Source organism: Paenibacillus shenyangensis (genome assembly GCF_000346635.1).
Classification (GTDB): domain Bacteria; phylum Bacillota; class Bacilli; order Paenibacillales; family Paenibacillaceae; genus Saccharibacillus; species Saccharibacillus dauci.
The window spans coordinates 120,206-134,696 of sequence record NZ_AOIG01000018.1 but is presented as its reverse complement, the minus strand read 5'-3'; the positions used below and the strand labels follow the sequence as shown (position 1 = coordinate 134,696).

The following is a 14,491-nucleotide window of genomic DNA, read 5'->3' as shown; positions in this document are numbered from 1 at the left end:
CGCCAACTAACCAAAAAAAGAAGCTGGAGATCAATACTCTCCAGCTTCTTCGCGTATCGGTTTATTACTGTGTTCATTTATAGATTCATTGGTGTCTTCGTTTGCCGCAGGCATCAGATTGATCTGCACCCCCGGCAGATTCAGCCCGCTGCGCAGTCCTTCCATATCCAGACCATCCATGGCAAAAGCCTGCCGAACGAGTCCCGGCTGGATAAACTCATCGTATTTGCCGAGATACGGAGCTTCCTCATCGGCCAGCAGCTGCTCGGGATAATCGATCCGTTTGCACTCGGCGATAATCTCGGCCAGTACTTCTTCTGCATCCGCTTTGCCGGAGACGACCAGATAATACGGCTCCATCGGTGTTACGGCGCGCAGAGCGAGACATTCGGACAGATTGTTCTTAAGCAGGCGTTCCAGTGTCCGGAACGCCTTGCTGCCTACCCATGGCAGGATAAAGCAGGAATCACCACCTGCCGGAATAACGATCTGTTCCAACAGTCCGGTTTCTCTGGCAAGGCGGCGTGCACGTTCCAGCCGCGAAGCGGCATTGGGTGCCAGATAGGAGTAGATATCGGACGATGCCAGAATATCACGGATTTTCTGCATAATCCGGGTATCCACATCACCGCCTGCACCAAGCCAGAGCGTATCGACTTTGCCTTTGGACGATTTGACGTAGACCGCTTTGTGGCGGGTATCAACCTCTTCCACTTTCCACAGCTTGCCGGCGAGCGAGAAGCAGTAGCCCGGCGGCGGAACGGTCGTAATCGAACCGATCTCTTCCGATCCGTTATAGACGGAATGCTCCTCGTCATCCTTGAATACCGCATAAAAGCGGAAATTATTCACGATCTTCTCTCCGGCCAGACCAACGATCAACGTGCCTTCCTCGGTGCGCTGAATATGATCCAGCTGCAGCAAATACTGCAGGAACAGCTGATACTGCTCCACCGTAAAATGACGAAATGGCGGAAGTGTCAGAATCGCACGTGCCAGCTCGGAAGGTTCTGCTTCACCTATACTTTTGAGCGTACTCATCGTCTGGTGATACAAAATGCCAATCGGCAGCTTACGTGCGCTGAACGGCTCGACCCAACGCTCTTTGACATACAGTTCGATAACTGCAATCGCGCGCAGCATGATCCATGGCATCCGCGCCGGCAGCTGCGCCTGCTCGTCTTCTTCCTCCGGACAGACGAAGATCATCTCGGAAACAGAGCCTTCCCGTCTGCCAGAGCGGCCCAGACGCTGAACAAAGCTGGAGCATGAATACGGCGCTCCCAGCTGAATGACCCTCTCCAGTTCACCGAGGTCGATTCCCAGCTCCAGCGTGAGTGTGGCTGCTGCGACTGCCGGACCATACCCTTCCCGCAGCGCAGCTTCGGCTTCCTCACGCAGCATCGCCGAGATACTGCCATGATGCACATGGAAAATATCCGGCTCCTGCCGCTTGGCAGCGACCCGTCTCATTTCCAGTGTCAGATACTCTGCATCCGAGCGGCTGTTGGTGAAGATGAGCGCCTTTTTGTGATGGGTCTGATCGTAGATAAAGTTGTGATACGCCTGCTGCGCATACTCCAGCTGTTGGGCCTGCTCTTCATTGCGTGCATCGGGAAAGGAAAAATGCTCGATGCTGATACGCAGCTTGCGCGAGCCCTGCGGCGAGACCACTTCAACCGGTTGACCAGTATCCGAAGACAGCCAGTTACAAGCACTCTCGTAATCACTCAATGTCGCAGACAATCCGATCCGCTGCGGACGACAGCCTGCCATCCGCTGAATCCGGGACAGCTGTGACAACACCTGAATTCCCCGGTCTGCTCCCATAAAGGCATGGACTTCATCCACCACAATATAGCGCAGATCGCCGAATAATGCCGGGATGGCATTGGGCTTGTTCATAAGCAGACCTTCCAGCGATTCGGGTGTAATCTGTAAAATGCCGGACGGATTCTGTACCAGCTTGGTCTTGTGCGATTGCGGCACATCCCCGTGCCAGTGCCAGACGGGAATCTCCGAATCGCGCAGTACACCTTTGAGCCGTTCATACTGGTCATTGATCAGCGCTTTGAGCGGCCCGATATACAGAATACCGACCGAGCGGGACGGCTGCTCATACAGTGCCGTCAGCGCCGGGAAAAAGGCAGCTTCTGTTTTGCCAGAGGCTGTGCCCGAAGCGATCAGCAGATGATTCGGTGTATCCAGCAGCACCCGGCAGGCTTCGACCTGGGCTTCACGCAGCTCTTTCCAGCCGCTGCGGTAAATATATTCCTGGATAAAAGGCGCGAGCCGGTAAAACGGATGCCCGCTCACAGATCAAACTCCGCCAGAAAATCATCCACTTCATCCGGAGGACTGGCTGCAGCCGGTCCACGCTGGGCGACTGCACCACGACTGCCACCTGCCGCAGCAGAAGATGCGGGATGAATAATCATATCGGGATCATTGCGATCGATGTTACCGGCATATACCGGAGCAGGCGCTGCTGCCAGTTCGCCGAGCAGTCCGTCAAAGGTCAATTCTTCATTAAAATGCAGCGTGTTAAGCAGATCCACAAAATCCCGTACCACTTCGCGCGGGGTCAGCAGCTCGTCCGCTCCCAGCCGCGATACCGCTGTCTGCATAAAAGCGACCAGCTGATGCTGTTCCAGTACACTTTCATACTTGTAATGCTGACAGTGAATATCCTGCAGCTTGTGCAGCATAAGCAGAATCTCTTCGTGCGACAGCATCTCCAGCCGAATGACCGGACCTGCAAAATTCTTGGTACCACTGCTGCCGAACCGGCTCTCTGCCAATCGTGAGCGCAGCGCTTCATAGCTATATAGTCCACGGCGCGGATCTTCGACGAACTGCGGCGTACCGCCGACAAAGACGCCCAAATGTCCGGCTTTGCCCTGCATGGTGTCGTTGAAGATCGTCAGCAGCTTCTCGTAATTGCTCTGACGGGCAACACTATTGGATATTTTATATAAATTCACGCCTTCATCGACGAACAGCAGCAATCCCTTGTAGCCAATCCGGGCAGCAAATTCCGCCCACAGCTTCATATAGTCATACCAGCCGTCATCATCGATAATGACACTTACATTCAATTCTCGGCGTGCTTCGGTCCGTGTCTGGTATTCTCCGCGCAGCCAGCGCAGGGCAGACTGCTTGAGGGTATCCTCATTCAGACGGATGCCCTGCCAGTAGGCAGACAATACTTTGGCAAAATCAAAACCGTGTACCCAGCCTTCCATCTCTGCAGTCACCGCATGAATACGCCGCTGCACCTCGATACCGATCGAAGGATCATCCGGCGAGACCTGATGGTCTTCCATAACCTGCTGCTGCAGATTGGAAATCCACTTTTGCAGCATGGATTCCAGTGCTCCGCCATCCGGACGTGTGCGGGTCGACAAATTGATCATCAGTTCCCGGTAGGTGGCAAGTCCTTGCCCTTTAGCACCGGTCAGGCGCCGCTCGGGAGACAAATCGCCATCTGCCACGACAAATCCGCGATCCATCGCATAATTGCGAATCATCTGCAGCAGGAAGCTTTTACCACTGCCGTAGCGGCCGGTGATCAACTTGAATGCGGCGCCGCCATCGGCTACATTTTCCAGTTCACGCAAAATGGATTCCACTTCATATTTACGACCGACTGCGATATGCTCCAGTCCGATCCGTGGGACTACACCGGCAGCAAAGGAATTTACCAGTGCCGTTGTGACCCGTTTGGGTATTTTCACTTCATTCATTTCCAGTTCACCTCATGATGATTGCATCCAGCAATGATCTGTATTCTTCCATCACGGTCCCATCTTCCAGCAGAAGATCGCCGATTGTATCCATCGCCAGGTCGTTAATCTCATCTGCCAGCAGCGCAGCCATTGTGCCATGCGTACCAGCGATTTTTTGCAGTTCATGCTCTCCGGCGCCATTCAAAATAGCAGCCAGGAAGCTGATATGCTGCTGCTGCAGCGCCCCCGCCCATTCTATCCATTCTTCCTCCAGATCATCGGGCAGCTGCAGTTGTACAGACATTGAACGCAAGTCTGCCGGTTCAGCGGCATCGGTGTGTGTATGAGCTGTATTGGCAGCATCTGCTGCAATATCGAATGCTGCCAGCCTATCTATTTCGATTGTATCCGGAGCTGGGCGATCTGTCGCTGTATTGTCCAAGTCATCGATATGCGATTGTTCTGCCCCGATGAGGTAAGGGGATTCTTCATATTCTTTGGCAGTGGAAACGGCTATCATTTCCTGCATTTCTATACCCAGGTTTTCTGCCTGAATCTGGCTAGTCCTATCCTGCTCCCGATCCACAGTATCGACAGAAGCAGAGTCTGCTGACAGAGCAGCTGTCTGACTCCAATTGTCCAGCAGTGCTTCCTCGGCCTGTTCCCGGCGAATAGCAGCTTTTTCCTCTTCCTGGAGAGTCAGCATATCACGTACCACTGCAGAATCCGCCTGCAGCTTCTCCAATACGCTCGCATCGATCTGTACCTGACGCGGTGCCGGAACTTCTTCCGGTACGGTAAAGGCGCGTTTGATATAGCGCTCGATCAGACGGGCAATCTCGGGTTCAACCGGCGGACTGATCCGCAGACGGCCGCTAAATCCCAGATGACGCCGTAATTCATTTTCCGTCAGCTTGACGATGCCGGTCAGGAATTCACGCAGCGGACCATGCTCGGACAGCGGCAGACGTCGGATTGTACAGGTACGTCCATACCGGGTCGCATCATATACAGCACTGCGGAACAGATATCGATCCGTCTCGCGATAGACCGGCGGCCGGAACAACTGGATCAGCCGAACGCCTTGCTGCTTATCCAGAAAAGCATCAACTGCGGCGAGGATTTTCGGTATATACTCCCGCATCTGTTCGCCGCCTACCTCCGCATAAAAACGGCTGCGCTCGATATCATAATTGATCAGCTCGGGCAGCAGGTCAAATGGAATTACAACCGGAGATGTACTCCAGATGCGCTCCCATTCCAGATCGGCCAGTTCTACCGGGAGATGACGTGGTACTTCCCGCAGCAGTTCAATCAGCGGCTCCTGCAGTTCATGCACCTGCGCAAAGTCCACAATCCACTGTGGCAGATAACGATCCAGCTTGCTGAAACGGTGTCTGTACTGCTGCCACAGGCTCATCAGCAATCGATGTCCTTCTACAGGCTCCTGCCATCCTGCACCATTGATGACTTCATAACAGAGCAGGAAAATATACGATAGATCCGTGGCCGGATAATATCCTTTGCGGACTTCCTGACGCCAGTAGAAATACCATTTCTTTTGCCGCCAGGTCATGCTCTCATAAGTCGGCCAATAACTCATAAAAGGTACAAACTCTGCTTCTTCTTCGACTTGGTCCATCATTTCATGCGCCCGGCGGGCAAAAATATGCTCGGCACTCTGAATGGAGGACATGGAGCGCGTCTGTTCCTGTTCAATCTCCGTCATTGCCCCATTGTCACTCTTATCTACAGATGACGAGGTGAACGCAGATATATCAAGTGGTTCGATCGCGATATCCATGTCCAGTTCATAGCCGTTGGTCAGCACTTCTCCCTCATCTGCTGCTACAGTGGAGAAGTACTCGGGCTCTGTCCGCTTCAGTAGGATATCCATAGAGTGGGTATCATATTCCGGAATAACAACTGGACCGGACACATCCGCCAATTGAATATTGTGCATGGATGGAGCTTTGACCGGCTCCAATGATATTTCGATACCGTCATATGAATCAGTTGTTCGGCCAGCCTCGCCATGAATCAGCGGCGGGATCGGTGTCCCTCTCTGCTCTGGCTGCTGTATTTCCTGTCCGGAGCGTATGGGATTGGCCGAGTGACTTCCTCCAGAATATCCGGGAATGCCAATCTCTATTCCCTGCAGGGACAATTCTTCCAGCAGTCCGGCTGTTCGCTCCGAGCGGCTGGACGAATCGTTCCATGTACGCGGTGCAGCCATTGGCCGTTCTTCTCGCGCCGGGATACTCCATCCCTGGCCTTCGCTGCCCAGCTCGAACTCGGCGAATCCACCAGTTCGCAGCTCCGCTTCTCCTGATCCGGCTGCAGACGATTTGCGCATCGTCATGGCAAAAGCAGGCGGAAGACTGGTCAGCGGATGATCCGGATCGGCAATCGCATATTCGCGCACAACCGAATGGAATAATTTGAGCAGACTGGTCTGAGCGGTTCGCATATGCGGATCGTCGAGCCGCTGCTCCTCCGAATAGATGGACAGACGAAGACGAGCATTGATTTTATTCATGGCTTTGTACATTTTGCTGGATACATCGCTGGTCATTTCATCCGGCTCTAGATAGATCACCATATCAACACCACCCGGCAGGACTGCACCACGCTGTGTCAGCATACTGACCGGCACAGCAATTAATCCGCCCTGTTCGGTACTGCCTTTGCCAACCGGACGTGTATCGGCTTCCTGCCAGAAGCCGCCCAGCGTAACCGACCACATTTTGTGCAATGTATTCAGCAGCGTCTTTTTGCCGACCAGGCCGATGCGGCAGCCCGAAGCGCGGCGAAGCAGCTCATACAGCCAATCGCCCAATTCTTCGGCATGTCTCATGACTCCGCCCATTATGCCACCGGAGATTCCCCAGCGGCTCAAAAACTCAAAATGACCATAAATTCCCTGTTCGGTATCCGGCAGCTGCAAATCGGGAATAATAATCTCTTCCCACGGACCACGCAAACGCTCTGATCCACGCTGAATAATCTCTTGCGGAGTCAGCTTGCTATTGCGATCCAACGAAGTACCGTCCGCCATTCTGCCCATCGGTCCAAGCCCCAGTTCACGCAGACGTTCCGTCTCGATCTGACCATGTCCGTCGAGCTGAACATACGTACCTGCCGATCCCAGACGGCGTGACAATTCGATCGCCGGATAGCGGATGCCTCCGATCTCGATCATCGGGATCGCTGTTACCTGTCCGATACCGCCGCGCTCTTCACGACGTCCTTCCAGCACCCAGCGAACTTCCTGATGAATATCCCCGGCAAAAATCTCCTCTTCATAGGGAATATACTCATTCGATCCGGCACTGCCAAGCCCATTTGACTGTATAGCAGCCGAATCCGGTGCATACTGTGCAGAATCGATCTGACCCGCAGCATATATGCTAGACTCCTCATGAACTGCTGCTGCATATTCATTGATGCCCACATCGAGCGCATCGTCGAATTCATAGAGGGGAGCTGACGAATCCGATTCGCCTCCGGCCAGTACGGCGGCGGCATGTTTGTCCCAATACGTCTGTACCGGAATGCCCTCTTCCAGCTCCAGGGTGCCAGGCAGCAGTCGCAATAGACGACTGTAGAGCTTGCCTGCTTCCTCCGGCATCAGAAGACATTCACTGTGTCCCGCAGCACTGATCTGCCAGCGGTCACTGCCGCTCAGGGAGCGGCCCATTACTAACTGCTGCACTTCCATGGCTTTCTCCAGCTCCATCGCTTGAGTTCCATAGGAAATATGCAGGAAAAAGCCCCGATCTTCCTCGAAGCTCAGCAGGGCAATATACGATTTATCCGTACAGGATACTGGAGAAGATAACATCATAGTGCAACCTTGCCTTTCTTCCGTAATTAGTCAACATAATATCCCATATTATACATGATGCCTTCCCCGGATTGGTATAGGAAACGAACATATTTTCGTGATTCGGATAGGCAGCAGTATTGCCAGGGTTATCATGAAAGACTCACAATAGCCGCTGCTTATACAGTTGTCTGCTGCTGCACCATCCAATATTTTTTTAGGAATACCGGGCTGGGATATGGAAAAATTGATTAATACACCCGATTAACTCCAGTTCATCAGCCAGACTTCCCACAAATCCGATATAACCATCGGGTCGCAGCAGCACATATCCACCGCGCTCCATCCCGTACAGACGATGCATCTGCAGATCGGAATCCACCTCATAATGAGCAGGCAGAGGCTGCGGCAGCATGAGCGGCTCATCCGGTAGCATAATTGACAGATCGATCACTTCCCTCCATGCATCCGAGACTCGCATCCAGAGTGGACGCTTGTCCTCTTCCTCCAGATTCTCTTCGTAGGCAAGAGAACGGGAGGTGGTTATGGCAGGCGGTAACGTCGTATCGGGAAAAATGAGCAGAGTATGCCTACCCGAGACGATCCCTTTATCGGGCATACTGCCATCCGGTGCCCGCTCTCCGGCCAAAGGCATGCCTTTGTGCCAGCCTTTTCCCTGCCGGACGATCTGACTGTGCGGATAGCGAATACCGGTCTCAGACAAACGTTCAGCCATGCGCAGCTGTACAAACCGGCGCGAAGAAAGCAGCGGTGCTGCTGTATTGCGCATAAATGTGAACGGTCTGATCCGGCTGATCACAAGGCGCGTGAACAGACCGGTCCAGCGCAGCAGTGCGCGTGCAACAGGCTCACGCTCTTCCTCATAGCTATCCAGTATGGCTGCCGATGCCTGGCTATGGCAGACCAATGCCAACTTCCAGCCTAGATTCACTGCATCCTGTATACCGGTGTTCATCCCTTGCCCGCCTAATGGAGAATGAATATGGGCTGCATCGCCTGCCAGAAATACTGCTCCCTGACGATATTGCTTCACCTTGCGTTCATTGACTCTGAAATGGGCCATCCAGCTCGGATCATGCAGAGTCACCCGTTCCTGCGCGGGCATACAAATATCCAGAATCCGCTGGATATCCGTCAGCGTTATCTCCCCGGAGCCATCCGGACCGGTACTCTCTAGCGAATATGCATCTCCAGCATCCGCTTTGTCCGAATAGGAAGCTTCCTGGTCTGGCGAAGTCGGCTGCCGGGATTCCGATAATTGATCCTGCCGCTGGCCACCTGTCCATGATACATCCGGCGGTGCAGCGATAATAACGCGGTACCGCTCATCGGGCATCGGGAAAAAGGCAGCAATATGCCCTTCATGCAGATAGATACGAACCCCTTGCGGTTTCACCGGCCACTGAACCTCTACATCTGCCAATCCAAACTGCTGATCGATCGCATTGCCATCAAAGGAAAGACTCAGCAAATGCCGTACCTTACTGTGAGCGCCATCGCAGCCGACTACCCAGCGGGCCTGAATCACTTCAGAGCCGCCAGACGTCGCAATCGTAGCCTTCACGGAAGCTTCTGCCGATCCGGTCACAGCAGCCTCTGCGTCCAGCTGTTCCAGGGATAGCAGTTCGGTGGAACGTTCAACCTGCCCGCCCAGCTTGTCCAGATGTTCATACAGTATGCGTTCAGTATCACTTTGCGGCAGAGTGAGTATATAGGGATACCGACTGCGGATAATCGGCGTCAGCTTCACATCCGCCAGCAGATGGCTGCCGCTGCGTACTTGCACTTCTTTTACCGGGTGGCCATGTTTCACCAACTGCTCCGTGATCCCCGAATGATCCAGTAGCTCAAGTGTACGCGCCATGATCCCCAGCGCTTTGCTCTGTTTGGATGGCTTCGGCGCCTTGTCGATGATCCGGCAGCTTACCCCACGGCGCATAAGCTCGATAGCCAGTGTGAGCCCGGTAGGACCTGCACCGACGATCAACACATCACAGGATTGTGGATGGTGTTGTGGCTGTTCTTCAAATCTGTTAGTACTTGTCATCTTCTTCCCTCCTCTGGCAAATTGGAATAATGGAAGTATCCTGTTCGATTGAATGAATTTGTTGGGTCTGTTCCGTGCATTTACAGTCTCTGTATAAAAAAAGACCGCTATTTATAATATATAAACAGCGGTCAGGTGAGCATGGTCTTACTTTGGTCAAACTGTAAAATGTATTTTATCGATTATGAACTCAAGGAGTCTCCTTGTTGGATAGAGTGTCATCTGCCGATTCGGCCAGTGAGGTGACTGGATACTGCTTGTTATCTACTTTGACCTGATTAATATTGGTTACTTCAATCGTTGGAGGCAGACTCACAGTCACGGTATAAGGATGTGTACTCTCCAACTGCTCCGGGGTCAGCGTATTGAGTGCATCCGAAGAATCGCTATCTGCGTTACTCGTCGCGGTGCCGCTTGCAGCTGTATCGCTGTCAGTCGAACTGACGGTACCCGATTCGCCAGCAGAGCCGGAAGTGGACGATTCAGTATTCGGAGCAGTTGTTGTCTCTGTTGTACCATCTGCCGTTCCGGTAGAAGTACCTGCTTCTGCAGCCGCTCCTTTACTGTCTGAAGCTGCTTTAGTACCTGAATTGATTCCTGTACCGGTTGCATCAGTTGTTCCAGTCTCGCCCGTTGTTGACTCTGTTGAGTCAGAATGATCAGTGCTGCCGGTCGTCGACGATCCTGTCGTACCTGTTGCAGCAGCAGATGAATCACAGGAAGATTGCGGCTTAAGACCATTATAATCAACGGTCTGTCCAGTCCCCATAATGAATGTAGCCTGTTTGGGCTGGAATGCCTGGCAGGCTGTCATACTCGTAAAATGGAATACCATTCGCACATCATCTGTACTGCTTCCCGAATCGGTACTGCTGCTACTATTAGCGGCAGAAGTACCGGTGCTGCTCGTCCGCACCATTTGGGATGAGTCGGCTTTACTGCCTCCTGTACGGGATGCTCCGGTCGAGCTGCTATTCGAACCATTTGCTGTTCCCTCTTCGTCAGGCAGACCAGTCAGCGTCACAATTACTGCCGGCAAATCAGCTACCGGCTGCTGTTCGGTTGTCGTATATTCCTGTGGATCTTCCGGTGTGGCGATCTGGATCGGATCACCGCTAAATACGTTAACCAGATACACACCAAGGAAAATGACTGCTGCCAATCCAATAACCGACAATATAGTCAGAAAAGGAAGGCGTTTGCGGTTACGTTTCATCCATTTGGCAAAAGGCGTGGCCAGTTCATCGCGGGCACGACTGTAAACTGCCCGCAGCGCAGGACCTTCGTTATCAAAGTCTCCTTTGGACAACGATCCTTTGCGGAATGCCTCTGGATCATATTTGCGGAAATAGGCGAGAATCGCTGCCTCATACGCAGGCGTAAAGCGCGGCGCAGCTGCACCACGATTGCCTGTGCGTTCGTTGCGTGTGTCGCGATTTCCAGTTTTGCGTGTCGCCGGCTCGGCAAATCCACGTTCACCTGCTCCAGTATTCTGCATAAATTCCGCCCGGCCCTCTGACCAACGGAAAAAGTCATAGATCGTCTGCGTATCCGGTGCCTGCTTGCGTACTGCTTCTACCATGGATGAATAGTCCATATCATTCGGCTGCGTACTGTAGCTAAAAGCTCCCAGCAGACGACCAAACTGCTTGTTGCGAATATCTTCGCTAAGCCAGGAACGTCCCAGCTGCTGGATCTGGTCTTTTTCAGCTACTGGAAGATTATCCAACCAGATAATCGCACGTTCCAGATCTTCTTTTTCCGTAAACCAGATATACAGCACCTGCAGCGCCAATTTTTTGGAAGCCATACGGCGATCAGCCAGTTCGGGATAATCGTCGCTCGGCAGTGGGCTCGAGAGGAAATCAGCCTTCAGCAGCCGCTCTCGGGTAAGCGAGGACCATTCCAGTTCACTCAGTAGATAACGTTCTGCCAAAGCACGCATTTCCTCACCCAGACCGGAACGTAGCCAGACTTCACTGTTGATCTCGCCAGCTTCGCCCATACCCGTACTTTTCTCTACTTCATCCAGCATATGAAAAGCATTGCCGGTGGCCAGCATCAGATCCGGACTGCGACGCAGTGCCTCCATAAATGATTGATTCGCACGATTGCAGTAATCTTCCATTTCCAGCAGCTGCGGGTATTTGCTGCCCCACTCGGCTGCCAGATGAATGACTTCTTCCACCGACTGCGCCTGCTGGAACTTGCGCTCAATCAGCGGCGTTAGCAGCAGGGTCGCCAGGTTGGGCTGACTGCCGACAATCGCGAGGAATGATTCATATAGACTGTGCTGATTTTCCATCATCGCATAAAAAGCCTGACTCTTGGCTTCCTGCCCGCTGCTGATAGCATTGCGGATCGACCATATAAAATATTCCACGATTTTGCGTCCGGTATGCTGCGGATCAATACCATAATATTCTGCAAATACTTCGGCAATCGATACTTCTGGAACCTGCCCACTGCGTACCGCATCGAATTCACGGTCAAACCGGGACAAGAACAGATCATTCAGCCGAATCGCTGATTCCAGTGCACCAGCAGGACGCAGATGTTTGAGCAGGGACTGCAAGATCATCCCCTGCTGCTCCCTGTACAGCTGCTCGTCTCCCTGTTCTACCCGGTATAGCAGTGTCCATTCGTCATACTGTCCCGGATCAGGCAGCGATTCACCGGCAGCATCTATGCCTGCCTGGCCCTGATCGGCAAATTCCAACAACTCGCGAAGTCGCTCCGGCTGATTCAGATGCCTCCATGCCCAATCAATATAGATCTGACCGGACTTGCCAGCCTGTGCAGCCTGAATCCGTCCACTGCTCAGATCGAAAATATAATCACGTTCAATATTGCGGTCTCCCGTACGAATCGAGCCGCTCTCCACGAACAGAAGCTGCATTCCTTTGCGGCTTTCCGGTTCTTTGGCATAAGTAGTGAATCCCAATCTGCGGCGGAATGCGTAAGGCAGTGCCTGCATCAATACGCCGATCAGCTTTTTCGCTTGCATCGGAAGTTCGGTCACCGGCACATTTAGCGAAATATATACTTTGCGGTGCTTGTGGATTGCCGACATAACGGCACCCAGCATTTGACGGAATAGCGATTCATCGATATTCAATTCAGCCAGCACCGTGATTGGATCGACCGATACATCTGACTGCTGTGGCAATTCATTCAGTGCTTCCAGTACCGCACCCTGCTCCAGATCATAGCTGCTGCGGAATGATGCATTCAGCCACTGCTCATAATGATGCACCCACTGCTCTGCCAGCGTCGCGGCGATCACATAATTATGGGTGAAAAAGGTACTGCGCAGACCCGTAAAGTCTGCAGCAACATATTGACTGCGTCCAAGTACCACATCCCGGTTATCCAGGCGTACCAGCTGCAGCGATTCGGGATACAGTGATGCTTCCTTTTCGCCCCGAGATACGAGTTCTGTAGGAGCATCATAGCTGCAGAGGGGATGAAGATATTTTTTGATATATCCGTCATCCAGACCCGGCGAGCGGGCAATCGTATCGTATCCTTCAGTTGTGCGGAATATCCCGCTTTTCTCGCGTGTATACAGCTGCTGCTGAATTGGAGTGTTCGACAATGAACTCAAACGTTTCGTCTCCCCTCAATATAATTCAGTTTGTACAGCAGCCAGATAAATGGCTCATCCACACGGATCGGACTGACCACACTCTGCAGCTTCTGCTCCACCGGATTACTGCCCAGCGCCGAGACCGCAAAGTAGGCGGTATCCTTGAAATAGACATCCATCGTTCCTTTGAATGGACGATCCACCCGCTCGATAAAGCGGCGGATTTCTCCATCAATATTCTCGAATTCATCCAGATCAAAATGATCGCGGTGCACCACATTATGGAAAATATTACTGTTGGATTTGATATATTCTCCATCATCGCCGCGCAGCGATTCCAGCATGTCACTTTTTGTAAGGACAACAGCAGTCGGAATATTGGTCTTGCTGTCTTCCTGATGCGCGATAAAGTCGCTGAACAGCGTCAGCACGACGTCACGCGGCTCATCATAGCGGGATACCCATTCGCCGCGGCTGTCACCAAGCTGGATACGGATGCGATCACGAATGGAGCGAATTTGCAGCGGATCGACCATAAACAGAATGCCTGATGAGTTTTTGATATGCTGCCCATGCAGTCCCAGATAATCCTGATCGACCATGCCTTCACCGGCGACATCAAAAAATACCAGTGTCAGCGGCGGCTTTTCCTCATCTTTGAAGACGAACTGGAAAATAAACGGCTCCTGCATCCGCTCCTTTTGGGTGGATGCCAGCAGATCACCGCGCTCGAACAGCGGCTCTTCGTAATTCATACGGAACTTGCGGCTGATTTCTGTCGTCAGCGGCATACAGGCAGCTTCAAAATTATCGGCTGTCGAGTTCTGCAGCGTATGGATCAGTGAGGTCATATAGACCGATTTGCCGACCTGGGAAGCGCCGACAATCGAGATAATATTACTTGGTACTTTGCCTGACGTGACAGGCAGTTCGTTATGACAGTGCGGACACAGTCGGCGCCGGGTTACTTCGCCATAGCGATCATTCAGTCCGACCAGTACATGATCCGAATAAATCCGGTGCTCTTCCGGTACATCTCCAGGCAGCAGTACGGCTTCCATATCCCGCACCGTATCCAGCCCAAAGCGCTCCCGGTATCGATTCAGGCGTGCATCTTCGCGCAGCGCATAATCTTCATCATCCTCACGGTGGTGACTGGCCCGAAATTCTACATCATCCGGCGAAAATTTGTTAAAACAATACGGGCACACAATATCGTAAAATAATGGTCTGGGTTCGGCATCCGGCTTTTTCTTGAACCAATCAAACATCTTCATCGC

Annotated in this window: 6 protein-coding genes; all 6 read right to left on the bottom strand. The window is 52.6% G+C overall.

All coding sequences use genetic code 11. The annotated features are described in order from the left end of the window. Nucleotides 1-30: 30 nt before the first annotated feature. The 6 genes from H065_RS0115610 to H065_RS0115585 all read right to left on the bottom strand — a co-directional run bounded on the left by H065_RS0115610 (nucleotide 31) and on the right by H065_RS0115585 (nucleotide 14,488). Nucleotides 31-2,316, bottom strand: a complete 2,286-nt coding sequence (locus H065_RS0115610; RefSeq protein ID WP_017814019.1) for a DEAD/DEAH box helicase — start codon at nucleotides 2,314-2,316, stop codon at nucleotides 31-33. Further along, nucleotides 2,313-3,746, bottom strand: a complete 1,434-nt coding sequence (locus H065_RS0115605) for an ATP-binding protein (protein WP_017814018.1) — start codon at nucleotides 3,744-3,746, stop codon at nucleotides 2,313-2,315. The genes H065_RS0115610 and H065_RS0115605 overlap by 4 nt, the downstream gene beginning before the upstream one ends. A gap of 7 nt (nucleotides 3,747-3,753) precedes the next feature. Beyond that, nucleotides 3,754-7,575, bottom strand: coding sequence for a TerB N-terminal domain-containing protein (locus H065_RS0115600; RefSeq protein ID WP_081604149.1), 3,822 nt, complete (start codon nucleotides 7,573-7,575; stop codon nucleotides 3,754-3,756). A gap of 196 nt (nucleotides 7,576-7,771) precedes the next feature. Then, on the bottom strand, nucleotides 7,772-9,622 hold the full coding sequence (locus H065_RS28280) for an FAD-dependent monooxygenase (RefSeq protein ID WP_017814016.1): 1,851 nt from the start codon (nucleotides 9,620-9,622) through the stop codon (nucleotides 7,772-7,774). Between the two features lie 190 nt (nucleotides 9,623-9,812). Continuing rightward, nucleotides 9,813-13,229, bottom strand: a complete 3,417-nt coding sequence (locus H065_RS0115590) for a GAP1-N2 domain-containing protein (protein ID WP_017814015.1) — start codon at nucleotides 13,227-13,229, stop codon at nucleotides 9,813-9,815. Then, on the bottom strand, nucleotides 13,226-14,488 hold the full coding sequence (locus H065_RS0115585; protein WP_017814014.1) for a TRAFAC clade GTPase domain-containing protein: 1,263 nt from the start codon (nucleotides 14,486-14,488) through the stop codon (nucleotides 13,226-13,228). The genes H065_RS0115590 and H065_RS0115585 overlap by 4 nt, the downstream gene beginning before the upstream one ends. Nucleotides 14,489-14,491: the final 3 nt, after the last annotated feature.

Coding starts and splice junctions, on each gene's coding strand:
- H065_RS0115605 (WP_017814018.1), bottom strand. CDS start 3,746: ATGAATGAAGTGAAAATACCCAAACGGGTCACAACGGCACTGGTAAAT.
- H065_RS0115600 (WP_081604149.1), bottom strand. CDS start 7,575: ATGATGTTATCTTCTCCAGTATCCTGTACGGATAAATCGTATATTGCC.
- H065_RS28280 (WP_017814016.1), bottom strand. CDS start 9,622: ATGACAAGTACTAACAGATTTGAAGAACAGCCACAACACCATCCACAA.
- H065_RS0115585 (WP_017814014.1), bottom strand. CDS start 14,488: ATGAAGATGTTTGATTGGTTCAAGAAAAAGCCGGATGCCGAACCCAGA.